Source organism: Pseudochrobactrum sp. Wa41.01b-1, assembly GCF_019464455.1.
Lineage (GTDB): Bacteria > Pseudomonadota > Alphaproteobacteria > Rhizobiales > Rhizobiaceae > Pseudochrobactrum > Pseudochrobactrum saccharolyticum.
In genome coordinates this window covers 2,100,377-2,124,657 of sequence record NZ_CP080493.1, presented here as the reverse complement: position 1 = coordinate 2,124,657, position 24,281 = coordinate 2,100,377, and the positions used below count along the sequence as shown (strand labels likewise).

At 52.0% G+C, this 24,281-nt stretch carries 21 protein-coding genes and 1 pseudogene; 10 read left to right on the top strand and 12 right to left on the bottom strand.

Translation table 11 applies throughout. From position 1 onward, the window contains the following. Window positions 1-37: 37 nt before the first annotated feature. The 6 genes from K1X45_RS09945 to K1X45_RS09920 form a co-directional block, all read right to left on the bottom strand. Complete coding sequence (locus K1X45_RS09945; protein ID WP_151158859.1) at window positions 38-3,034, bottom strand: 2-oxoglutarate dehydrogenase E1 component; 2,997 nt, start codon at window positions 3,032-3,034, stop codon at window positions 38-40. 390 nt (window positions 3,035-3,424) lie between these two features. Next, on the bottom strand, window positions 3,425-4,327 hold the full coding sequence (gene sucD, locus K1X45_RS09940; RefSeq protein WP_022712276.1) for a succinate--CoA ligase subunit alpha: 903 nt from the start codon (window positions 4,325-4,327) through the stop codon (window positions 3,425-3,427). Between the two features lie 3 nt (window positions 4,328-4,330). After that, on the bottom strand, window positions 4,331-5,527 hold the full coding sequence (gene sucC, locus K1X45_RS09935) for an ADP-forming succinate--CoA ligase subunit beta (protein ID WP_022712277.1): 1,197 nt from the start codon (window positions 5,525-5,527) through the stop codon (window positions 4,331-4,333). Window positions 5,528-5,679: 152 nt separating this feature from the next. After that, a complete protein-coding gene (mdh, locus tag K1X45_RS09930) occupies window positions 5,680-6,642 on the bottom strand; it encodes a malate dehydrogenase (RefSeq protein WP_022712278.1) in 963 nt (320 codons plus the stop codon). Window positions 6,643-7,081: 439 nt separating this feature from the next. Further along, window positions 7,082-8,266, bottom strand: a complete 1,185-nt coding sequence (gene zapE, locus K1X45_RS09925; protein ID WP_220158721.1) for a cell division protein ZapE — start codon at window positions 8,264-8,266, stop codon at window positions 7,082-7,084. Between the two features lie 96 nt (window positions 8,267-8,362). Beyond that, window positions 8,363-8,905: a protease inhibitor Inh/omp19 family protein gene (locus K1X45_RS09920; RefSeq protein WP_028233952.1), complete on the bottom strand. Its 543-nt coding sequence runs from the start codon at window positions 8,903-8,905 to the stop codon at window positions 8,363-8,365. 568 nt (window positions 8,906-9,473) lie between these two features. On the opposite strand from K1X45_RS09920, the gene dapF reads away from it, so the two are divergent. The 6 genes and pseudogenes from dapF to K1X45_RS16030 all read left to right on the top strand — a co-directional run bounded on the left by dapF (window position 9,474) and on the right by K1X45_RS16030 (window position 15,080). After that, a complete protein-coding gene (gene dapF, locus K1X45_RS09915; protein WP_220158720.1) occupies window positions 9,474-10,358 on the top strand; it encodes a diaminopimelate epimerase in 885 nt (294 codons plus the stop codon). A gap of 2 nt (window positions 10,359-10,360) precedes the next feature. Beyond that, window positions 10,361-11,641: a tRNA (N(6)-L-threonylcarbamoyladenosine(37)-C(2))-methylthiotransferase MtaB gene (mtaB, locus tag K1X45_RS09910; protein WP_220158719.1), complete on the top strand. Its 1,281-nt coding sequence runs from the start codon at window positions 10,361-10,363 to the stop codon at window positions 11,639-11,641. Between the two features lie 451 nt (window positions 11,642-12,092). Then, window positions 12,093-13,100, top strand: a pseudogene (gene ftsY, locus K1X45_RS09905) (signal recognition particle-docking protein FtsY); the annotation flags it as partial. After that, the gene (locus K1X45_RS09900; protein WP_022712285.1) at window positions 13,097-13,771 is read left to right on the top strand and encodes a septation protein A; all 675 of its coding nucleotides are present in this window, start codon (window positions 13,097-13,099) and stop codon (window positions 13,769-13,771) included. The pseudogene ftsY and the gene K1X45_RS09900, both read left to right, overlap by 4 nt. Window positions 13,772-13,786: 15 nt before the next feature. Then, window positions 13,787-14,551 carry a hydroxyacylglutathione hydrolase gene (gene gloB / locus K1X45_RS09895; protein ID WP_220158717.1) on the top strand — a complete coding sequence of 255 codons (765 nt, stop codon included), beginning with the start codon at window positions 13,787-13,789 and terminating at the stop codon, window positions 14,549-14,551. Between the two features lie 28 nt (window positions 14,552-14,579). Further along, complete coding sequence (locus K1X45_RS16030; protein WP_255560384.1) at window positions 14,580-15,080, top strand: hypothetical protein; 501 nt, start codon at window positions 14,580-14,582, stop codon at window positions 15,078-15,080. A gap of 128 nt (window positions 15,081-15,208) precedes the next feature. On the opposite strand, the gene K1X45_RS09885 is transcribed toward K1X45_RS16030, so the two are convergent. Then, window positions 15,209-16,057: a DUF3108 domain-containing protein gene (locus K1X45_RS09885; protein ID WP_220158716.1), complete on the bottom strand. Its 849-nt coding sequence runs from the start codon at window positions 16,055-16,057 to the stop codon at window positions 15,209-15,211. 337 nt (window positions 16,058-16,394) lie between these two features. On the opposite strand from K1X45_RS09885, the gene rpmB reads away from it, so the two are divergent. Together rpmB and K1X45_RS09875 are read left to right on the top strand one after the other, a co-directional pair. Beyond that, entirely contained in the window at window positions 16,395-16,688 is a 294-nt protein-coding gene (rpmB, locus tag K1X45_RS09880; RefSeq protein ID WP_022712289.1) for a 50S ribosomal protein L28, read from the top strand. An 81-nt stretch (window positions 16,689-16,769) separates the two neighbouring features. After that, the gene (locus K1X45_RS09875) at window positions 16,770-17,438 is read left to right on the top strand and encodes a VUT family protein (protein ID WP_255560383.1); all 669 of its coding nucleotides are present in this window, start codon (window positions 16,770-16,772) and stop codon (window positions 17,436-17,438) included. A gap of 78 nt (window positions 17,439-17,516) precedes the next feature. On the opposite strand, the gene cobT is transcribed toward K1X45_RS09875, so the two are convergent. The 3 genes from cobT to K1X45_RS09860 form a co-directional block, all read right to left on the bottom strand. Further along, window positions 17,517-19,403 (bottom strand): cobaltochelatase subunit CobT, encoded by a 1,887-nt coding sequence (gene cobT / locus K1X45_RS09870; RefSeq protein ID WP_220158715.1) that lies wholly within the window; start codon window positions 19,401-19,403, stop codon window positions 17,517-17,519. Between the two features lie 95 nt (window positions 19,404-19,498). Then, complete coding sequence (gene cobS, locus K1X45_RS09865; RefSeq protein WP_220160455.1) at window positions 19,499-20,485, bottom strand: cobaltochelatase subunit CobS; 987 nt, start codon at window positions 20,483-20,485, stop codon at window positions 19,499-19,501. A gap of 318 nt (window positions 20,486-20,803) precedes the next feature. Continuing rightward, the gene (locus K1X45_RS09860) at window positions 20,804-21,427 is read right to left on the bottom strand and encodes a J domain-containing protein (protein WP_022709758.1); all 624 of its coding nucleotides are present in this window, start codon (window positions 21,425-21,427) and stop codon (window positions 20,804-20,806) included. Window positions 21,428-21,607: 180 nt separating this feature from the next. On the opposite strand from K1X45_RS09860, the gene K1X45_RS09855 reads away from it, so the two are divergent. Both K1X45_RS09855 and K1X45_RS09850 read left to right on the top strand, forming a co-directional pair. Continuing rightward, on the top strand, window positions 21,608-21,937 hold the full coding sequence (locus K1X45_RS09855; protein WP_022709757.1) for a BolA family transcriptional regulator: 330 nt from the start codon (window positions 21,608-21,610) through the stop codon (window positions 21,935-21,937). Window positions 21,938-22,139: 202 nt separating this feature from the next. Continuing rightward, window positions 22,140-22,400, top strand: coding sequence for a DUF2798 domain-containing protein (locus K1X45_RS09850; protein ID WP_022709756.1), 261 nt, complete (start codon window positions 22,140-22,142; stop codon window positions 22,398-22,400). 68 nt (window positions 22,401-22,468) lie between these two features. Here the strand turns inward: K1X45_RS09850 and aroB are convergent, their stop codons facing one another. After that, complete coding sequence (gene aroB, locus K1X45_RS09845) at window positions 22,469-23,593, bottom strand: 3-dehydroquinate synthase (protein WP_220158714.1); 1,125 nt, start codon at window positions 23,591-23,593, stop codon at window positions 22,469-22,471. Window positions 23,594-23,615: 22 nt separating this feature from the next. Further along, window positions 23,616-24,224 (bottom strand): shikimate kinase, encoded by a 609-nt coding sequence (locus tag K1X45_RS09840; protein WP_220158713.1) that lies wholly within the window; start codon window positions 24,222-24,224, stop codon window positions 23,616-23,618. Window positions 24,225-24,281: the final 57 nt, after the last annotated feature.

Below are 24,281 nucleotides of genomic sequence, written 5' to 3'. Positions count from 1 at the left end.
CCGCTGAGGATAAATCAGCGGGTCAGAAATTTAAATTTTAAGAACCGAGCGCATCTTCAAGGAAGGCTGCGAGCTGTTCAAGATGCTTGGACATCAGACCTGTTGCAGGCGATGCGGCAGCCGGACGGCCTGCATAGCGGGCACGCGGATATTTCGCATCAATATGCGCCAGAACCCATTCCAGATAAGGTTCAATGAACGACCATGCGCCCATATTCTTCGGCTCTTCCTGACACCAGACGATTTCTGCACCGCGGAAACGGGACAGTTCGTTGATGAGAGCTTTTGCCGGGAACGGATAAAGCTGTTCAACGCGCAGCAGGTAGATATCGTCGATACCGCGTTTTTCACGCTCTTCGTAAAGATCGTAATAGACTTTACCGGAGCAGAGAACAACGCGACGGATCTTGGCATCTTTCTGCAGCTTGATCGGCTGATCCTTGAGATATTGCGCATCATCCCACAGCAGGCGGTGGAATGTGCTGTCTCCGGACAGTTCACTCAAGGAAGAAATCGCACGCTTGTGACGCAGCAGGGACTTCGGTGTCATCATGATCAGCGGCTTACGGAAGTCGCGTTTCATCTGACGACGCAGAATGTGGAAGTAGTTTGCCGGTGTCGTAACATTGGCAACCTGCATATTATCTTCCGCGCAAAGCTGCAGATAACGTTCCAGACGTGCTGACGAATGTTCAGGACCCTGACCTTCATAGCCGTGCGGCAGAAGACAGACGAGACCGGACATACGCAGCCATTTGCGTTCACCTGAAGAGATGAACTGGTCGAATACAACCTGAGCACCGTTGGCGAAGTCACCGAACTGGGCTTCCCACAGCACGAGTGCGCGCGGATCTGTCAGCGAGTAGCCATATTCGTAACCGAGCACAGCTTCTTCCGAAAGCATCGAGTTGATGGCTTCGTAGATCGCCTGACCCTTCTGAAGATTATTCAGAGGGATATAGCGGCTCTGATTTTCCTGATCGTAAAGAACAGTGTGGCGCTGCGAGAATGTACCGCGTTCCACGTCCTGACCGGAGAAACGGATCGGGTGACCTTCCAGAGACAGCGAACCGAATGCCAGCGATTCAGCAGTTGCCCAGTCAATGCCTTCACCGCTGTCGATCATCTTCGAGCGATTGTCGAGGAACCGCTGAATGGTGCGGTGTACGTTGAAGCCTTCAGGGGTTTCGGAAAGTTTCTTACCGATTTCCTTGAGGGTTTTCGCCGGTACGCCGGTTTTCCCGCGACGCTGTTCATCGGCATTGTCAGCTGTACGCAGACCTGCCCATGCACCGTCGAGCCAGTCGGCTTTATTCGGCTTGTAGTTCTGGCCGGCTTCGAATTCTGTTTCCAGCTTGTCGCGCCAGTCAGCTTTCATCTGGTCGATGTCAGCCTGTGTCAGAAGACCTTCGCCGATCAGCTTTTCACTGTAGAGCTGTACAGTGGTTTTGTGCTTGCGAATTTCTTTGTACATCAATGGTTGTGTGAACGCAGGCTCGTCGCCTTCGTTGTGACCGAAGCGGCGGTAGCAGAACATGTCCACAACAACCGGCTTATGGAAGGTCTGGCGGAATTCGGTTGCAACCTTTGCAGCGAAGACAACAGCTTCCGGATCATCACCATTGACGTGGAAAATCGGGGCTTCAATCATTTTCGCTACATCGGAAGGATATGGCGAAGAACGGGAGAAGGCCGGATTGGTGGTGAAACCGATCTGGTTATTGATGATGAAGTGAACTGTACCGGCAACGCGGTGACCGCGCAGACCCGACAGGCCGAGGCACTCAGCAACAACGCCCTGACCGGCAAATGCCGCATCACCATGCAGCAGCAGCGGCATGACTTTAGCGCGTTCAGTCAATGGCACGATTTCATCACGGGTACGACCAGCCAGCAGATCCTGCTTGGCGCGGGCTTTACCCATAACAACCGGATTAACGATTTCCAGATGCGAAGGGTTGGCTGTCAGCGACAGGTGAACGGAGTTACCGTCAAATTCGCGATCCGAAGACGCACCCAGATGGTATTTAACGTCGCCTGAACCTTCCACATCATCCGGCGCATAGGAGCCGCCTTTGAATTCGTGGAAAATAGCGCGGTGCGGTTTGCCCATAACCTGAGAAAGCACGTTCAGACGGCCACGGTGAGCCATGCCGAAAATGATTTCTTTAACGCCCATGGAACCGCCGCGTTTGACGATCTGTTCAAGGGCAGGGATCAGGGATTCGCCGCCGTCGAGACCAAAGCGCTTGGTGCCTTTGTATTTCACGTCGATAAACTGTTCAAAGCCTTCAGCTTCGATCAGTTTGGACATGATGGCTTTCTTACCTTCCGGTGTGAAAGCAATGCTCTTATTGGCGCCTTCGATGCGCTCCTGAAGCCAGGCTTTTTCAGCCGGATCAGAAATGTGCATGAATTCAAAGCCGATTGTCGAGCAATAGGTGCGCTTCAGGATATCGAGCATTTCGCGAACGGTCGCATATTCGAGGCCGAGCACGTTGTCGATGAAGATTTTGCGGTCAAAATCAGCCGGTGTGAAACCGTAATTTTCCGGAGCCAGTTCATTATGATCATTCGGCTTTTCGGAAAGACCGAGCGGATCGAGATTGGCATGTAGGTGGCCGCGCATACGGTAAGCGCGGATCATCATGATCGCGCGAACACTGTCACGTGCTGCCTGTGTAATTTCTGCTTCAGACAGAGCCGGTGCAGCAGCAACAGCTTTGCCGCCTTTGCCTTTCAGCTTGTCTGTCATATGTTTTTCAACATCTGCCCAGTTGCCGTCGAGAGCATTGGTCAGCTCATCTTTCGGCGTCACAGGCCAGCTGCTTTTTTCCCAGGATGCACCGCGGGCATTTTCAATCACATCTTTCGGATTGTCACCGAGATTTGCGAAAAAATCGCGCCATTCTGCATTGACCGAATTCGGATCGGTTTCATATGCAGCATAGAGCTCCTCAATATAGTCGGCATTGCCGCCATAGAGAAACGAGGTCAGGGCGAAAACGTCATTGGCTTCTTCTTGCCGTGCCATTGTCCTTGCCGGAGTATCCACTCCGTCTCCTTATACCGGCCATACCGGAAAATCTTCCGGTCCCGTTTTAAGTTGCTGGTCTGTTGTCTCTGTTCTGAGAAATAGTGCGTTTGTACTGATTTCCAACAGAAACGGGCATAAGTTTTAGTTTAGAGCGGTTTACGTCCAAATTGGATCACAAGGCTCGCTCTAGATTCTTTAGTTTGCCGCATTATCACGGGCGTCAAGTTGATCCAACTTGACTGTGAAATGCTCTAGTGAACCCGGTTCGGGGCTTGAGGCGTGCCATGGGCCACGAACCGGGCTTTTTAGAGGCAGTCGCTATCAGCGACTGCCAATATTGTCAGAGTTCCAAGGGATTAGCCCTTGAGCACCTCAGCCCAAAGGCAATTAGCCTTTGAGAACTTCAACAAGAGTCTTGCCGAGCTGTGCAGGGGATGGGGAAACGCGGATACCGGCTTCTTCCATAGCTGCAATCTTGTCTTCAGCGCCGCCCTTGCCGCCGGAGATAACAGCACCGGCATGACCCATGGTGCGGCCTTCCGGAGCAGTACGACCGGCGATAAAGCCAACCATTGGCTTCTTACGGCCGCGCTTGGCTTCGTCTTTGAGGAACTGAGCTGCTTCTTCTTCAGCCGAACCACCGATTTCACCGATCATAACGATCGACTTGGTGTTGTCGTCTGCGAGGAACATTTCCAGCACGTCGATGAATTCTGTGCCTTTAACCGGATCGCCGCCGATACCAACAGCGGTTGTCTGGCCGAGGCCTTCATTGGAGGTCTGGAACACAGCTTCGTAAGTCAGTGTACCGGAACGGGAAACAACGCCGACCGAACCTTTTTTGAAGATGTTGCCTGGCATAATGCCGATTTTGCATTCTTCAGGGGTCAGGATGCCCGGGCAGTTAGGGCCGAGCAGGCGTGATTTTGAACGTTCCAGACGTTCTTTCACGCGTACCATGTCCATAACCGGAATACCTTCGGTGATGCAGACGATGAAGCCGACTTCAGCTTCGATTGCTTCGATGATGGCATCAGCTGCACCTGCAGGCGGAACGTAGATTACGGATGCATCTGCACCGGTACGTTCTTTAGCTTCAGCAACAGTTGCAAAAATCGGCAGGTTTTCGCCCTTGGAGCCTGTCCAGGTTTCGCCGCCCTTTTTAGGGTGGATACCGCCGACCATCTGGGTGCCGTAATAGGCAAGAGCCTGTTCAGTGTGGAAAGTACCTGTCTTACCGGTCAGACCCTGAACGAGAATCTTGGTGTCCTTGTTTACAAGAATAGACATGGATCAATTTCCCTTCACTGCAGCAACGATTTTCTGTGCTGCATCGTCGAGATCGTCAGCTGAAATAACATTCAGGCCGCTCTCGTTGATGATTTTCTTGCCGAGCTCAACATTGGTGCCTTCGAGACGAACGACCAGAGGAACTTTAAGGCCAACTTCTTTAACAGCAGCGATCACGCCTTCAGCGATAACGTCGCATTTCATGATGCCGCCGAAGATGTTCACGAGAATACCTTCAACAGCCGGATCAGCAGTGATGATCTTGAATGCAGCTGTTACTTTTTCTTTGGTAGCGCCGCCGCCAACATCGAGGAAGTTTGCCGGTTCTGCGCCGTAAAGCTTGATGATGTCCATGGTTGCCATAGCAAGACCGGCACCATTGACCATGCAGCCGATATTACCGTCGAGGGCAACATAGGCCAGATCATGCTTGGAAGCTTCGATTTCTTTTTCGTCTTCTTCCGACAGATCGCGCAGTTCCTGAATGTCAGGATGACGGAACAGAGCATTGCCGTCGAAGGATACTTTGGCATCCAGCACGCGTACACGACCATTGGTCATGACGATCAGCGGGTTGATCTCCAGAAGGCTCATGTCTTTTTCAACAAAAGCTTTGTAGAGGATCGGGAACAGCTTCAGAGCGTCTTCACGGGCTTCGCCTTCGAGCTTCAGAGCATCGGCAAGCTTGGCATTGTCTTCATCGGTCACGCCTTTGGCAGGATCGATTGCAACATTGATGATCTTTTCCGGTGTTTCTTCCGCAACAGCTTCGATGTCCATTCCGCCTTCGGTGGAAACAACGAAAGCCGGACGGCCGACGGAGCGGTCGATCAGCAGGGAGAGATACAGTTCGCGGTCGATGTCCGCACCATCTTCGATGTAAAGACGGTTTACCTGCTTACCGGCAGGACCGGTCTGCTTGGTCACCAGAGTGTTGCCGAGCATTTCTTTAACGTTCGCAACAACTTCTTCGATGGATTTGGCAAGACGCACGCCGCCTTTAGCATCGGCTGGCAGTTCTTTGAACTTACCTTTACCGCGGCCGCCGGCATGGATCTGGCTCTTGACCACATAAAGCGGGCCAGGAAGGGTCTTTGCCCATTCTTCAGCCTGTTCAGCGGAGTAAACAGCCACGCCGTTGGCAATCGGTGCGCCGTAGGAGTGGAGCAGGCGCTTAGCCTGATATTCGTGAATATTCATCTGGTTGTCCTTTTAAGGGCGCTCCTGAAACCTGTTGTTTCAACTTGTGTTGATAGACAGGCTTCGTGATTTTTATATGAAGTTCCAGAGACCAGTTCGGGGCCACTTTGGGAAAAGCGCCCCGAAACATCCCAGAACTTGAATAAGGGAGCTTATTTCAGATTTGGTGCAATCGCGATGCAGGCGTCGCAAAGACCCTGAACTGCAGCAACTGATTTCTCAAATGCGGCCTGTTCTTCTTTGTCGAGCTGGATTTCGATAACCTGTTCAACGCCGTTCGCACCGATAATGGTCGGTACGCCGACATACATGTCTTTCACGCCGTACTGGCCGGTCAGCTGAGCTGCAACCGGAAGAACGCGGCGCTTATCCTTGAGGTAGGATTCAGCCATCTGGATAGCGGAAGAAGCCGGTGCATAATAAGCAGAACCGGTTTTCAGCAGACCAACGATTTCAGCACCGCCGTCGCGGGTGCGCTGAATGATCTTGTCGAGCTTGTCCTGTGTGGTCCAGCCCATTTTGACCAGATCCGGCAGAGGAATACCGGCAACGGTCGAATAGCGGCTGGAAGGAACCATAGTATCGCCGTGACCGCCGAGAACGAATGCGGTGACGTCTTCAACGGAAACGTTGAATTCTTCAGCGAGGAAGTAGCGGAAACGGGCGCTATCAAGCACGCCAGCCATACCGACAACTTTGTTTGCCGGCAGACCGGAGAATTTCTGCAGAGCCCAAACCATCGCATCAAGCGGGTTGGTGATGCAGATCACGAAAGCATCAGGGGCGTATTTGGCAATACCGGCGCCGACCTGTTCCATGACTTTCAGATTGATGCCCAGCAGGTCATCGCGGCTCATGCCCGGCTTGCGCGGCACACCGGCGGTAACGATAACAACATCTGCGCCTTCGATGGCGGCATAGTCATTGGCACCGGTGAACTTGGCATCGAAACCGTCAACCGGTGAGGATTCCGCGATATCGAGGCCTTTGCCCTGCGGGATACCTTCGGCGATATCGAACAACACAATGTCACCGAGCTCTTTGAGACCGGCCATATGGGCGAGCGTTCCGCCGATCATGCCTGAACCGATGAGAGCAATCTTATTGCGAGCCATGCTGGTTACTTCCCTGATCTAAAATCTAACTAAAACAGCTTTACCTCTGCTTGAGCTTTCCGATCGGTTACGCCCGCAGAGGCCATTACGCTGTATGGTCGATATGCCCGTTTTCAAAATAACTCAACTAATAATTTTGTATTTAAAGATTTCAATCGTTTAGCTAAATATGTTCTTACGTAAACGTAAGTCGTTTTTGACAAAAGCCGAAGTTTTTCCTGTTTCATATCATGAAATCAGGGAAAGGAATTTTACCGGAATTTTTGTCCGCTTACAGCTGATTTTTGTTTGTTCAGAATGGCTTACAGTCAGCCCGATTGCGGAATGCTTATTTGATGAATCATAAATGCTCTTATGATTCCCCTGATTGGCATAAATTAGGCCATGATCGTCACAAAATAGTGACGATCAGAGAATAGGCCTGTGTTTCACATGTTACTCAGGCTGTTGCCCGTATTGCAGCTGATTCATTTGTCTCAAATGCTTCTAGATATTCCGCACTCTGCATCTCAAAAAGACGCGATGCGGTACGGTCAAATTCAAAAGCTTCTGTGCCGCTGGAGGCACTATAGAGTTTGTCGGGTGTCGCTGCGGCAGAGATGATAACACGGGCGCGCTGGTCGTAAAGTGTATCCACCAGCAGAATGAAACGTTTGGCTTCATTTCTCTTAGCAAGATCCAGCACCGGCACATGATCGATAAACATAGTGCGGAAACGCGCCATGATCGCCAGATAGTCTGCGGCAGCCAGTGGTTTGGCGCAAAGTTCATCAAAAGTCACACGCACGGCTTTGCCGACAGTGCGGTTCAGATGAATGTTGCGACCTTTGACCTTGATAATCTCTGCTGTCTCAAGCCCGCCTTCCGTCAGACTATGCCATGCCTCATCCATTCTGGCATCTGTTTTGAGCCCGAGCGGGGTGAGATAGACCGGTTGACGGTCAAGCTTTTCAAGACGGTAATCGGTGCGCGAATCCAGATTGATTACATCCACACGGGTTTTGAGAATGCTGACAAAAGGCAGGAACAGCTGACGGTTGAGACCATTCGGATAGAGATTGTCCGGTGCCACATTGGATGTGGCAACCAGCACCACGCTACGCTCGAACAGCGCTGAGAACAAACGCGACAGGATCATCGCATCGGCAATATCTGTGACGGTAAATTCATCAAAGCACAGAACCCATGCCTGTTTTTCCAGTGCTTCTGCAACCGGCGGGATCGGGTCTTCCTGTTTGGTTTCGCCTTTCTTGAAAGCCTGACGGTGAGCGTGAATGCGCTCATGCACATCGGCCATGAAATCATTGAAATGCGCACGGCGTTTGCGTTCAACCGGCAGCAATTCAAAGAACATATCCATCAGCATGGTCTTGCCGCGGCCGACTTCACCATGAATATATAAGCCCTTGATCGGCTCAGCCACTTTTTTGGATTTGCCGAACAGCCAGCCCAAAGCACTGGATTTGCGTGAAAGGCGTTTGCTGCAAATCGCATCGATCAAAGCATCAAAGCGCTTTGCCAGAATTTGCTGCTGCGGGTCTGCTTCAATATCTCCGGCCGTGGCCAGAGAGTCGTAGCGTTCTGATACGGACGGATAGGCTTTCAGCGTTTCATTGAAAGACATGACAACCTCATTCAGGCTCATTCAGGCGCTGTTCTATAAATGAAAAGCCGCAGATTGTGTCTGCAGCTTTTATAATTCTATAATGTCAGCAAGTTTTTAGCGGGACAGGCTGATCGGCTGGCCGCCGGAAGTCTGACCGTCAAAGCGGCCGTCAGCAGACGAATAGAGCGAAGCAACTGTGCCGCCATTTGCATCATAGAGAACCAGCTGCTTGCCGTTGACCGACCATGAGGACAGATTGGCGAGTTCACCCGGGCAACGCAGCGGACCCGCGCGGTAACCCTGACCGAATTTGGTCTGCGGGGTGGCAACTTTACAGCTCTGGCCGGCAAGCGATGCATTCCACACACCGGCAACTTTGCCCGGTGTCAGGTCTACGGAAGATGCAGGCGGCAGGCTGGCAACCTGTGTATTGCCCTGCGGCTGTGAATTCATATCATTCGGATTGGCCGGAAACTGCGATGCATTCACATCATTCAGCGATCCGGACTGAACCGATGTCGTCGGAGCAGGGCGCAAAGGAGCAGGCTGTGCCTGCGGGGGAGTGTTGCTGGCCATATTGTCAAAACGCGAACTCTGGCAACCGGCGAGAATGGTGGCAGCTGCAAGTCCGAGCAGGCCAATCTTAGAAACTCCCATACCCATCTCCTTGATAGTGTGGTTTCCGAAGCGGAATCTTTGAAACAGTTCCGTCCTCAGGTCAATATTGAGGCAAAATCCGCTGCACTTTAGACCATTTTGTAATCAAAAGGAATCATTGAACAAAAGGGAAATAAGTAGGATTGCACGATTTTACGGCTTCAGCCTTGTTTTAATCTGACAGGTTATGGCCTGACAATGTGAAAGCCTGTCTGGCAGCAAAATTTGAGCAGATTATGTTTTAAAGATAAACATATTTTACCGGCAGGCCAAGGTGTGATCGGTCTTCTACGGCAGATTCAGACAAAAACGCATCACTGCTTTTCGAATCATTGGCACATATACTGGCAATTTGAGAGAAGTTCCGCCATATAGGCCTGTAAATGTATATCCGGAGTGCCTTGCGCAAAGTGTGAAGCGCTTTCAGGATGTGCTTTCAGGCAAAATCTCCGGATGCTGCCTGTTTTTCGTATCTCTGCGAACCGAATTTTGTCGATGTTCCGCATTAAGGCTGCTGATATGCTGTAACCGGAATATATTTTATAATTGTGAAACTATGTCTGTAGCTATGTCAGTTGATGCTGCTTTTGCCAAAATGAATGGCCTTGGCAATAAAATTATTGTGGCGGATATGCGCGGCCGGAATGACCGGATCACGCCTGATGCCGCGCGCGCACTGAATGCTGATGCTGCGACCGGTTTTGACCAGATCATGGCGATCCATGATCCGAAAACGGCGGGTACGGATTATTATATCCGCATTATCAATTGCGATGGCAGTGAAGCGCAGGCTTGCGGCAATGGCACACGCTGTGTGGTGCAGGCACTTGCGGCGGAAACCGGCAAATCACAATTCACATTTGAAACACTGGCAGGACTATTGCTGGCCGAGGAACTGCCGGACGGCCAGATCCGTGTGGATATGGGCAAGCCACGTTTCGAATGGCAGGCTATTCCGCTTGCAGAAGAATTTCGTGATACCCGCATGATCGAATTGCAGATCGGGCCGATTGATGCACCGGTGCTGCATTCGCCGTCTGTGGCTTCGATGGGCAATCCCCATGCGATTTTCTGGGTGGATCAGGATGTCTGGTCCTATGAGCTGGATAAGTTCGGCCCATTGCTGGAAAATCATCCGATCTTTCCGGAAAAGGCGAATATTTCAATCGCGCAGGTTACAGGCAAAGACGAACTGACAATCCGCACCTGGGAGCGTGGTGTCGGATTGACGCGGGCTTGCGGCTCTGCTGCCTGTGCCGCTGGTGTATCGGCGGCACGCACACGTCGTACGGGGCGCAATGTAAAAGTCATTGTACCGGGCGGGCCGTTGCAGATCGATTGGCGCGATGACGATCATGTTTTAATGACGGGACCGGCTGAATGGGAGTTTTCGGGGCAGTTTGATCCGGCAACAGGTCTTTGGGCAAAAGACACAAAAGCGGAAGGTGCCTGATTATGGCGGTTGAGGTTGTAACATTCGGCTGCCGGCTGAATACTTATGAATCCGAAGTGATGAAACGCGAAGCTGATGAGGCCGGTCTCGGCACATTGGAAAACGGCGCGATTATTTTCAACACTTGTGCAGTTACAGCGGAAGCAGTGCGTCAGGCACGCCAAGCCATTCGAAAAGCACGTCGGGATAATCCGGAAGCCCGTATTATCGTAACCGGTTGTGCAGCGCAGACCGGTGCCGATGATTTTGCGGCGATGGACGAGGTTGATCTGGTTCTCGGCAATGAAGAAAAGCTGAAATCCAATTCTTATCGCATGTTGCCGGATTTTGGTGTGAACCAGTTCGAGAAGGTGCGCGTCAACGATATTATGGAAGTGCGCGAAACCGCCAGCCATATGGTGGACGCGATTGAAGGCCGTGCCCGTGCTTTTGTGCAGGTGCAGAATGGCTGCGATCATCGCTGTACTTTCTGCATTATTCCTTATGGCCGCGGCAATTCCCGCTCTGTCCCGATGGGCGGCGTGGTGGAGCAGGTCAAACGACTGGTCGGTAACGGCTATGCGGAGGTAGTGCTGACCGGCGTGGACATGACCTCCTACGGGCCTGATCTGCCGGGCAATTTACGCCTTGGCAAATTGGTGAAAACCGTTTTGTTTCAGGTGCCGGATTTGCAGCGTTTGCGTTTGTCTTCGATCGACTCGATTGAGGCGGATGAAGACCTGATGGAAGCACTGGCCAATGAAAAGCGCCTGATGCCGCATCTGCATCTCTCATTGCAGTCAGGGGATAATATGATCCTCAAGCGGATGAAACGCCGTCATTTGCGTGATGACTCCATCCGCTTCTGCGAGGATGTGCGCAAATTGCGACCGGATGCAGTGTTTGGTGCGGATATTATCGCCGGTTTCCCGACCGAGACGGAAGAGATGTTTCAGAATTCTATCCGTATTGTCGAAGAATGCGGCCTCAGCCATTTGCATGTTTTCCCTTACAGTCCGCGTGAAGGCACGCCTGCCGCACGCATGCCGCAATTGCGTCGTGAGGTGATCAAGGAGCGTGCTGCCCGTCTGCGTGTTGCCGGTGATGCGGCTTATCGCCTGCATCTGGAAAGCCTCAAAGGCACCGTGCAGAATATTCTGGTAGAACGTGATGGCTTAGGCCGGACTGAAGGCTTTACACTGACTGGGCTGGATACACAGAATCTGACAGCAGGACAGATTGTCAGCCGCGTGATCTCCGGTCATGATGGGGACAAGCTGCTGGCTGTTCCGCAAAATATCTGATTATCATTCGAAAATAAGAAGCGCTGTATTCATGGCTATGGGTTTTATAAAAAAGATTTTTTCTTTCGGCAAAAAGGAAGAGGCATCTTCCGCTCCGTCAGAGGAAGTCCTGTCGCCTTTAGCGGAAGAGGGCGCACCGGTTGCAGCAGAACACACGCCTGTTGAACCGCATCATGAGACTGTGCTGGAAAAGATCGAAGACCTGCTTTCCCAGCCGGTCATCGCTGATCCGGCGACGATTGAACTGACACCGGTTTATGACACGCCGGAGCCGGATGAGACCGACCTTGAAGAGAAACCGCAGGCGGAAGAGCCGCCTCACGAGACTTTTCTGGAAAAGGTTGAGGAACTGCTTTCCCAGCCGGTCATCGCTGATCCGGCAACGATTGAACTGATACCGGTCTATCCTGAAACCGAGCCTGAAATTACCGATGCTGATGCGGAAGTGGTTCCTGCGCCAAAACCGGTGAAAGTGACAGTCAGCAAAGCGGTTGAAGCAAAACAGGAACCGGTTGTTGTCGAAGCTGAGCCGGAAAAAAAACTGTCATGGTTTGAGCGGCTGCGCAGTGGTCTGTCGCGCTCTTCACAGCAGTTGGGCGATTCCATCGGCGGCATTTTCACCAAGCGCAAACTGGATGAAGACACACTTCAGGAACTGGAAGATGTGCTGATTCAGGCCGATCTTGGTCTGGAAACCGCGATGCGTATCACGGACAGCCTGTCTTCGGGTCGTTATGGCAAAGATATTTCGACCGATGAAGTACGCCGCATTATGCGCTCCGAGATTGAAAAAGTGCTGGTGCCGGTGGCAAAACCCCTTGAGCTTGATCTGTCGCACAAGCCGCATGTTATTCTTGTGGTTGGCGTTAATGGCACAGGTAAAACCACAACAATCGGCAAGCTGGCGGCAAAGCTGACCGCAGGCGGATTGAAAGTGATGCTTGCCGCGGGTGATACATTCCGTGCGGCAGCGATTGAGCAATTGCATATCTGGGGCGAGCGCACCGGCTCGCCGGTCGTCTCCTCCAAGCTTGGCGCTGATGCTGCGGGTCTGGCATATGATGCATGGCAGCAGGCCAAAGATTCCGGCAGCGATGTGCTGATTATTGATACGGCAGGGCGCTTGCAGAACAAAGCCGAGCTGATGGATGAGCTTGCGAAGATCGTGCGCGTGCTTGGTAAACATGACGGGCAAGCCCCGCATACAGTGTTGCAGACGCTGGATGCCACTACCGGTCAGAATGCGCTTAATCAGGTAGAGATTTTCAAGAATATTGCCGGTGTGAACGGCTTGGTGATGACCAAGCTCGACGGTTCTGCACGTGGTGGTATTCTGGTGGCGATTGCCGCCAAACATAAATTGCCGGTCTATTTTGTTGGTGTCGGTGAGCAGATTGATGATCTTGAGCCGTTTACGGCGCAGGATTTTGCCGGAGCGATTGCAGGAGAAGCACGATGAACGATCATATTTTTGAGCGCGATCCGTCTGACCCGCAGCGCAAGGAAGTGCCGCCGCTGTTAAAGCTGGCGCTGGAACTCGGGCCTTTGCTGGTGTTCTTTTTTGCCAATTCGCGCGGTGAGTGGCTGGTTGAGCGTTTTCCGGTTCTGGCACAGATCGGTCAGCCGATTTTCATTGCAACGGCCTTGTTTATGGCCGCTACGGTGATTGCGCTGGTTGTATCATGGATCATGACACGCAGCTTACCGATCATGCCGCTGGTTTCGGGTATTGTGGTGCTGGTTTTCGGTGCGCTGACGCTGTGGCTGCACAATGATACTTTCATAAAAATGAAACCAACCATTGTTAACAGCCTGTTCGGTGCGATTTTGCTGGGTGGTCTGCTGTTTGGCAAAGCTTTGCTCGGCTATGTCTTCGATCAGGCTTTCAAGCTGGATGCCGAAGGCTGGCGTAAGCTGACATTGCGCTGGGGTTTGTTTTTCTTCGTGCTGGCTGTGATTAATGAAGTTGTATGGCGGAATTTCCCGACCGATACATGGGTCACATTCAAAGTGTGGGGCGTCATGCCGCTGACCATTGCTTTTACAATGTTCCAGCTGCCATTGATTAAAAAACATTCTCTGGTGCCGTGGGGCACAGAAGATGACGCAGCATCAGCGGATAAAAAATAATCGGGAGCAAAACGGATGGCTCGTCTTGAAATTGAACAGTTTTATTGTCGCGAAGATAATTTCGGCGTTCTGATTCATGATCCGGAAACGGGGCTGACAGCATCAATTGATGCGCCGGAAGAACTGGCAATCCGTTCGGCTTTGGCGCGTCGCGGCTGGAAACTCGATTATATTTTTACGACCCATCATCATCTCGATCATGTCGATGCGAATGAAGCATTGAAACGCATCTATGGTGCGCAGATCACAGGACCCGCAGCGGAAAAAATTCCGGGTGTGGATCGCGGTGTGAAAGACGGTGACAAGTTTCAGTTCGGCTCGTTTGAAGTGCAGGTAATTTCTACACCCGGTCATACGGCCGGAGAGGTGAGCTATTATCTGCCGCAGGCAAAAGTTGCTTTTACCGGCGATACATTATTTGCACTGGGTTGCGGACGTCTGTTTGAAGGCACACCGGCAGATATGTATGCATCGCTGCAAAAGCTGGCTTTGCTGCCGGTTGATACAAAAGTCTATTGCGGGCACGAATATACGCTGAATAATCTGCGTTTTGCGCTCGATGTTGACGGTACCAATCCGGCACTGAAAGAGCGCGGTCGTGAGATTGAACGGCTGCGGGCAGAAGGTCTGCCGACCCTGCCGACCAGTATCGGGCTGGAAATGGCCACCAATCCGTTCTTGCGCGTGCATGACAGTGCAGTACGCAAACAGCTTGGGATGGAAGATGCCAGCGAGTTGCAGGTTTTTGCGGAACTGCGTAAACGCAAAGATCATTTTTGACAAAAGCCGTTTGAGGCAAAGGTATAGTATGGTTTGTCTGTTCCGCCGTCCGGCTGTTACATTTATTGCCGGTTCTTTTCTCGCAGCGGGTTTTTTCGCTGTTATGCCTTTGACCGGTCATGCGGCATTTGCGCAGAGCTTTTCGGTGGCCAAACCGGAAGTGCCGGCGGAAGTGAATAATTATCCGCTTGATGAGAAGTTTCTGACCAAGATGGAAGCCGCACAGGCCGAGCTCAACACCATGGATATGTCCGGCAGCGGTGATGATGAGGCCGGAACCGGCGATCATTCGCCAAAGGCGCTGGCTGCCCGTATTGAAAAGCAGCCGAAAGTGATGGCTGTGCTCGAAAAACACGGACTGACGGCGCAGGATTATATTTACGGTTATTTCGCGCTGGTCAGCAGTGTGAGCGCTGTGGAATCTGAGAATGAAGAACAGCTTGTTGATGAATTAAAAGGCATCAATCCGGCGCATATCACTTTCGGAAAACAATATATTGATCGTATCCATAAGCTTCTTGGCGAATAATTGACCCTCTGGGCATATTGCTAGAGCATTTCACAGTCAAGTTGGGTTAACTTGACGTCGGGATAATGCGACAAACTAAGGAATCTAGAGCAAGCACTGCGATCCAACATGAACGTAAGCCGCTCTAATCATTTCGTCTGCTCGAAACGTGTTGCGCGGACTTTAACCGTGCCGATCTGTGTGCCGACACTGGCGGCCACAGGAGCGTAAATGCCTGCACCCTGTTTATCCGTATTCAGCGAGGCGAAACTGATCGTGATTTTGCTTTTGTCCGCCAGATAGCGCACGGATTTTTTGTCTTTCTCATAGCCGGAGACAGGGACAAATCTAGCATTGCAGGTGATGGCAGTGCCGTCGAAACCTTTGATCGAAAAGGCCTCAGTTCCTGCCGGACTTAACCGGATCTGCGCGCGTGTCTGCCCGTCAAAGATTTGTAATGTCCGGTTACAGACTGCTGCGGCAGTGGGGCTGGTAATCATCATCGCGCTGATCGGATCAAAGACTGCTTTCAGATCATCGGGGCGGGTTTCTACCCACGGGTCATTTTTCCGGATCGGCGGCTGATTGTCGAAAGCGCTGACAGAACCGTTTTTGAAGCTGATGGCTGTGCGCTTGTGTTTTTTACCGCTGCGATAGGTGGTGAGGTAAGAAACGGGCTGAACAGCGGCGGCAGCGCCTTGCTTGCGCATATTGCCATTAATAGTGATGGAGCCTTTGGTACTGTCAAAAATACGGGCAACACCGGAGCTGTGAAAACTTCCGTCGAGTGCGTAAGCATTATTCGTGATTCTGGTGTTTAGTTCGGAGCGCGCGATTGTTATGCCGAAAACGGAAATACCATATTCCGTACGGTAGCCGGAATCAGCGGCAAAAGCGGTAGCGGGCATTACGGAGAGGGCAGTGAGAATTGCTGCTGCAAATATCCGGTTCTGACCGGTTACTGTATGGATTCTTGCAGCCTTGTCCGTAAACATCATTCAGATCTCCCTGAGACTCACCTGAGCGGATAATGTGCAGCATCCAGTCTGAAAATGCAGAACTGGTGACTTTTGTGCCCGCTATTTGTATGATAAAAGCGGCAAAATGCAGTCAATGACAGTCAATTCCTTGTCATTCCTGCAATTGAACCCGTAATCAGCTTGAAACGGCTTGACGGGAAGGGCTGCTTTCACTATAGAAACCCGACTTTCCCAATGGGCCGCTGTCCGATATTGCGCGCCGCGACATATCAATCACGGATTGATTATGATAGTAGCGAAGACGGTATCGGATATTTGTGCCGGGGCCTGAAACAGAATTTTGAAGGTGAGACCAATGTCCCGCGCTTGTGAACTGACCGGTAAAGCGGTCCTCTACGGCAACAATGTAAGCCATGCGAACAACAAGTCGCGTCGCCGTTATTTGCCAAATCTTTGCAATGTAACCCTGATGTCCGATGCAATGGGCCAGAGCTACCGTCTGCGCGTTACTGCGCATGCGCTGCGTACTGTTGAGCATCGCGGTGGTCTGGATGCATTCCTTGCGAAAGCTTCTGACAATGAACTGTCACAGCGTGCACGTCTGCTGAAGCGTCAGGTTGCCAAGAAACTGGCCGAAGCTGCTGCTTAATAGCTTTCACGGCTGAATTTAGTTTTGCTAAAGGCCGGTTCGTCCGGCCTTTTTGCTGGTTCCATTACCCAGGATAAAAAAATGCCTCTACAGCATAGTTCCGCTATTAAAGCGTTGATTTTTCCCGTTCTGGCCATGTGTGCGGCCGTCGCCGCCTCCAATATCCTTGTGCAATATCCGGTTCATTATTTCGGCTTGCAGGATATCCTTACCTATGGCGCATTCACTTATCCGTTTGCCTTTCTGGTCAATGATCTAACCAACCGCCGCTTTGGTCCGCAGCGCGCCCGTCAGGTCGTTTATGCCGGTTTTGCGCTGGGTGTTATCATGTCGATCTGGCTTGCAAGCCCGCGCCTTGCTGTGGCCTCAGGAAGTGCGTTTCTGTTTGCGCAATTGCTGGATATCAGTGTGTTCAGCCGTCTGCGTCGTTTGCGCTGGTGGAAAGCACCATTGGCGGCAGCACTTTGCGGTTCTGTACTGGATACGATCCTGTTCTTCTCGCTGGCTTTTGCGGCACCGTTCAGCATGCTTGATACGGCTTTCGGGCTGGCTGACAGCTCCATGACCGATCAGGTGCAGTGGTTTGGCCATGCAATGCCACTGTGGCTGTCTCTGGCGCTTGGTGACTTTGGTATCAAGGTTTTGATGAGTGTGGTGATGCTGGTGCCTTACGGAGCGATTCTGGCACTGTTTGCCCCGTCAATCTATGGCGCCGGCAAATCTGACGCTGCTAAACCGGCTATCCGGTAAGCACCTGCAGAGCAAGCTCATTAAAAAAGCCTCCCGAAGAGATCATCCTCGGGAGGCTTTTTTATTCAGCTTTGCAAATCAGCGCCGTGCTGCCCGGCCTTTCGGTTGATCCTGATCATCAAACAGTGAGGCGAGCTGCTCGGTCATTGCGCCGGCCAGTTCTTCCGCGTCAACGATGGTCACCGCGCGCTGGTAGTAGCGGGTCACATCGTGGCCGATACCAATCGCAATCAGCTCAATCGGTGAGCGGTTTTCGATTTCATCAATCACTGCACGCAAATGGCGTTCCAGATAATTGCCCGGATTAACCGACAGGGTCGAATCATCAACCGGCGCACCATCGGAAATGACCATCAGGATTTTGCGCTGTTCAGGACGGCCGAGCAGACGGTTATGCGCCCACATCAGCGCTTCACCGTCGATATTCTCTTTCAGCAGTCCTTCACGCATCATCAGACCGAGATTGCGTCTTGCGCGACGCCAAGGGGCATCAGCGCCTTTATAAACAATGTGGCGCAGATCATTGAGGCGACCCGGCTGCGCAGGTTTGCCGCGATCGAGCCATGCTTCACGGGACTGGCCGCCTTTCCACGCTTTGGTGGTAAAGCCGAGAATCTCAACCTTCACGCCGCAGCGTTCCAGCGTACGAGCCAGAATATCGGCGCAGGTGGCAGCCACTGTAATCGGGCGCCCGCGCATCGAGCCGGAATTGTCGATAATCAGGCTCACAACCGTATCGCGGAAATTGGTATCGCGTTCGGTTTTGAAAGACAGCGGCTGAGTCGGGTCAATCACCACACGCACCAGCTTGGCACTGTCGAGATGACCTTCTTCCAGATCAAACAGCCATGAACGGTTCTGCTGCGCCATCAGACGGCGCTGCAGACGGTTGGCGAGACGTCCGACCACGCCTTGCAAATTCGCCAGCTGCTTGTCGAGGAAGCCACGCAGACGATCCAGTTCGGCATCATCGCAAAGATCGGTTGCTTCTACGATCTCGTCAAATTCACGGGTGAAAACTTTATAGTCATGATGCTTGTCGAAATCGGAAAACGGCTGGTTAGACCGGCGTGCTTCGCCCGGTGTTTCCGCATCTTCCTCTTCACCGTCATCCGCATCTTCATAGGCAGCATCTTCAGCTTCCAGATCACCGCGCTCGCGGTCATCATTGGTGTCTTCAGAACTGTCGCCGTCGCCGGATTGATTTTCTGCATCTTCTTCTGATGCACCTTCCTGCGATTCTTCCGGATCAGCCTGTTCTTCCTGCTGGCTTTCTTCGTCGTCGCTTTCAGAAGGTTCGGCCAGCTCTTCAGCCATATCCAGCGCAACCAGCATTTCACGTACCAGACGGGCATAATCCTGTTGGCTGTTCAGACGGTCACCAAGTGTCTCAAGCCGGTCACCGGCTTTGTCTTCAATCCAGTCGCGCCATAGCTCAACCACATTGCCTGCCTGTACAGGCGGGCGATAGCCGGTGAGCTTTTCACGAACCAGAAGGGAGATAGCTTCTTCAATCGGCGCATCATCGCGCGAGGTAATCGCGGAATAATTGGCACGGCTGTATTTGTCAGCCAGCATGGCCGACAGATTGCTTGCCACGCCTTCCATAGCAAGAGCACCGATGGCTTCAACGCGTGCCTGTTCAACCGCATCATAGATGGCGCGCGCCTGCTGCCCCTGCGGTGCAAGCTGCGCATGAATGCGCGGATCATGACGTGCATGACGCAACGCCATAGAGTCACCAAGACCACGGATGATGGAAATATCGTCGGCAGTCGGACGTTTCGGCAGATCCGGCAGGCGGGCATGATTGCCGGTCAGTGCCGGACGGTCATGGCTGAAGCCGACCTCAAATTCATTGCTGCCGGCGATTGCACGCACACAGGCTGTGACCGCGCGTTTGAAAGGTTCGGAATCGACCGGACCTTTAGGACGTTCGCGTGTGTTATCGCCGGGGCCTGCCATGATGAAACTGCCTTATATCAGAAGAACTTAACCTTATTTCGCGTCACAATGAAGCGAGACGTCCCCGCAGAATACGGGGACGTTATATTTACGCTTTAAGCGAGAACGACATTAACCGCTGATTCCGGCAGTTCTTCGCCGAAAGCACGCTGATAGAACTCAGCAACGATGGAACGTTCCAGTTCGTCACATTTGTTCAGGAAGGTTAAGCGGAATGCAAAGCCGACATCGGTGAAGATATTGGCATTTTCAGACCATGTAATCACAGTACGCGGGCTCATCACAGTCGACAGATCGCCGTTGATGAAGGCCTGACGGGTCATGTCGGCAACGCGAACCATTTTCGAGACGATCTCGCGGCCTTCCGCATTCTGGTAATGCTTGGATTTGGCGAGAATGATCTCAACTTCATTGTCATGTGGCAGGTAGTTCAGCGTGGTAACGATCGACCAACGGTCCATCTGCGCCTGATTGATCTGCTGGGTGCCGTGGTAAAGACCGGTGGTGTCACCGAGACCGACAGTGTTCGCAGTTGCAAACATGCGGAATGCAGGATGCGGGTTGATAACGCGGCTCTGGTCGAGCAGGGTCAGACGGCCGGACGATTCCAGAACACGCTGAATAACGAACATCACGTCCGGACGACCGGCATCATATTCGTCGAAAACCAGAGCAACATTGTTCTGATAGGCCCATGGCAGAATACCGTCTTTGAATTCGGTAACCTGCATACCGTCTTTGACGACGATGGCATCTTTACCGATCAGATCAATACGGCTGACATGGCTGTCGAGGTTAACGCGAACGCAAGGCCAGTTCAGACGGGCTGCAACCTGTTCAATATGGGTGGATTTACCGGTACCGTGGTAACCGGAAACCATAACGCGGCGGTTATAGGCAAAGCCGGCGAGGATCGCCAAGGTTGTCTGGCGGTCAAAAATGTAATCCGGATCTGCATCCGGTACATGCGGATCTTTTTTGCTGTAAGCGGGCACGATCATATCGGAATCAATCCCGAACACGTCACGCACCGATACAGTTGTGTCCGGCATATTGTTTATGTCGAGATCAACCTTGCTCATCATGCCTCCTGAGCGGCGCCTGCATGCCGCTGTATCATCATATGTTCAGAGAGCCTTTCCCTTTTCCTGCAGCGGAAAACCCCTCTATCGCTTTCTGTTCGTCTTGGCTCAGTTCTTCCGGCACCAACAGTTCCGGTTTTTGCTGAAACTGTCTGAAGTGCTGTGCCGGTGTAGTTGTTTCGGCAGGTTAACAGGGAACGAAAGTTTTTTGCTTCCGTAATTTCCCTTTGTTCCCTGCAAATAATCTTTGTTTTACCGCATGTCTTTCACCCAAAACCGGTATCCGTTTTCGGGCGGCATGCTTTAGTCTTTGCCTGTTTAGCAAAAACCTGCGGTCTTTAGCAATTGATAAGCTTGCACAACTTCGCGGAAACGTTCTTCCGAACCGCGATCGCCGCCATTGGCATCCGGATGATGCTGCTTTACCAGCTCTTTATAGCGCGATTTGATCGCGTCACTGGTCGAATTTGCCGCAATACCCAGGGTCGCAAAAGCCTTGGATTCGAGCGGACGAGGGCGTCTGGTCGGGGTTGCAGCTTCCGCACGGGCGCGTGTTTGTTCAAAGAGGTTCAGCGGATCACGGATCTTGTTGTGATAGGCTGCGGTGCCTGAACGCATACGGGCAAATTGCGGGGCTGACTGGCGCGAAGTGGAGTTTTTGGTGGTTGTCCATGTCGGACGGTCACCAACGGCCGCATTTTTCTGGAACTTGGCGATTTCCTCATCGCTAAGACCGGAGAAAGCATTGAAGTTTTTATTATATTCGCGGACGTGATCCAGACAGAAGTGCAGATAAAGACCTTCACGCGCACCGCCCGCAGGCGCTTTGTGTGTTCCGGTTTCTTCGCATCCTTCCCACTGGCACTGCGGGCCAGCCGGTTTTTTGTCTTCCTTGCGGGAACGGATACGGATGCTGTCAAAAAATTTTGAATTCGTTGCCATGATATCAATATTACGGGGTCAGATCTGATGATACAAGAATTGACATTTCACGACGCATGACCGAACCCTGCGGGGCCGAGAGTCGAAGCAGACGTGAAATCGGGATTTAGCTGCATTATGTATACCGGAATGGTAACGCATGCACATAACATAGTCCCTATATGGGGGCAGGAGATCAGAATGTCTATTCCTTTGACGCGTCAAGAACGGATTACCGCAAAACTATCTGAGGCTTTTCAGCCTGTGTTGCTTGATGTCATCAATGAAAGTCATCTTCATGCCGGTCATCATCACACAGACGGCGGTCATGAGGAAGTGTTCGACGGTACCGGTGAAACACATTACCGCGTTATAATTGTGGCAGAGGCTTTTACAGGTTTGAGCCGCGTTGACCGTCATCGTGCGATCAATGCGCAGCTGGATGAAGAATTGCAGAGCGGTCTGCATGCGATTGCGCTGGAACCGAGCGCACCGGGGGAGCCGACCCGCCGTACCCGCAAACCGGCCTGATTATTCAAAACAAGTAACCGCAGACTTCCGGTTACTTGTTTCCTTTGTCATCTGCTGTTATGAGGCAGCAGTGAGCTTTTGGCTCTTCCGTAAGCGTTTAACGTTAAGCAACGCATCCATGCCGGTCTTACACCGGACAAGCTCCTGTCTCGGGCGGGAGGGATGTGCTGATGTGTAAGACCGCAAATTTACGGAAATGATTATGCAATCTTCCAAATCTGTTCCTGCTTTTCCGAAGCTTCCGGCACGTTACATTCCGGTTGTGATGCCTTTTATTCTCTCTGTCCTGATGACTTTTGTTGTGTCTTTGATTGCCACACTGAAAAATCTCGGGTTCAGGGCTGATCTTTTATCGCACTGGATGCCCGCATGGGGGCTGTCATGGATCGTGGCATTTCCAGTGTTGTTACTGGTTCTGCCGCTGGTGCGGCGCCTGGTCGGTATTGTCTGTCACAAGCCATAAGGGCTTAAACAAAAACCGGCCGCAAAACTCATTTGCGACCGGTTTTTTTAAGTATCGTGTAAAATTATTTAAGCCAGTTTTTCCTGCAGGAAAGCCTGTACATCTGCAGCACTCACATCTTTGGCGATGAAAGACTGACCAAGACCACGGGTCAGAATGAAAGTCAGCGAACCGCGCGACACTTTTTTATCTTGCGCAATATAAGACATCAGTACCTCTGCGGAAGGCAAACCGGCAATCTCTTTCATGGAAACCGGCAGACCGACAGCTTTCAAATGCGCTTCAACCCGTGCAGCAATATCTTCTGAAATCAGGCCGAGACGTGCAGAGAACTGATGTGCCAGTACCATGCCGATGGCAACGGCTTCGCCATGCACAAGGCGTGAGGAATCATAATTGGTGGCAGTTTCCAGCGCATGGCCGAATGTATGGCCGAGATTGAGCAAAGCGCGGTCACCGGTTTCGCGTTCATCGCGGGCAACAACAGCTGCCTTGGCGCGGCAGGAGGTAGCAATGGCCTGCTGGCGTGCAGCGCCGCCTGCAAAGACATCCTGCCAGTTGTTTTCCAGCCATTCGAAAAATTCCGGCTGATCGATCAGACCATATTTGGCAACTTCTGCATAACCGGCAGCAAATTCACGCTTGCTCAAAGTGTCGAGAATATCCGTATCGGCCAGTACTAGTTGCGGCTGGTTGAAAACGCCGACAAGATTTTTACCGTAAGCGGTGTTGATGCCGGTTTTGCCACCAACAGAAGAATCAACCTGCGCCAGCAGCGAGGTGGGAATCTGAATGAAATTCATGCCGCGGCGCACAATACCGGCAACGAAACCGGCAAGATCACCGATCACACCGCCGCCAAGAGCAATAACAGCATCGCCGCGTTCAAGGCGGGCTTTGAGAATGTCATTGGTCACAGTTTCAAGCGTGGCAAAGCCTTTGGATTTTTCACCGGCAGCAACCACGACCGGTGTCGCATTAATACCGGCAGCTTCCAAAGCGCTGAGTAGCGATGGTAAATGCAGCTTGGCAAGATTTTCATCGGTGACCACAGCCGCACGGATGCCCGGCAGACGTGCAGCAATTTCCTCACCCGCGCGGGCAATAAGGCCGCTGCCGATGAGAATGTCATAAGAGCGGTCTCCCAGTGATACATGAACGGTTTCGGTTGCAACATGTCCGGCAGATGTCATGGGAGATACTCGTGATTATGATTTAGTCTTGGATTGGTTCGGTCTTGCGTAAATGATCGAGCAGCAAGGTGATGACTTCCTGTGCAATCACTTCACGCTTTTCATCGCGGGAGATGATGCTCAGATCAGCGGTTGCATAGACCGGATAGCGCTCGGTCATCAGCTTCTGCATCACTGCACGCGGATCGTCATTTTTCAAAAGCGGACGATCCTGACGGCGCAATACACGCTCCATCAGCACATCCAGTTCCGCATTAAGCCAGACGGAAATACCGGCAGAAGCAATATTCTCGCGGGTCTGTTCATTCATAAAAGCGCCGCCGCCGGTTGCGAGGATCATTGATCCTCCTTCCAGCAGGCGCTGCATGACGCGGCGTTCAAGATCGCGGAATTCAGGCTCGCCATAGGAGGAAAATAATTCAGTAACGCTCATACGGGAGACATTTTCGATTTCCGTATCGAGATCGAAAAACGGCAAATCCAGCATTGCGGCCATTTTCTTGCCGATAGTGGATTTTCCTGCTCCCATAAGTCCGACAAGCACCACAGGGCGCTGGTTCAGGAGGGCTTTAATTTCGTCGGCCTGACTGCGCAAATGCGTCTGGTCAGTTTTTTTATTTGGGTTCGGCATCGTCTTCTTCTCGTGACGGTGCTTCCGTTTGAAACACTTGAGTAAAGTCAATCGCTG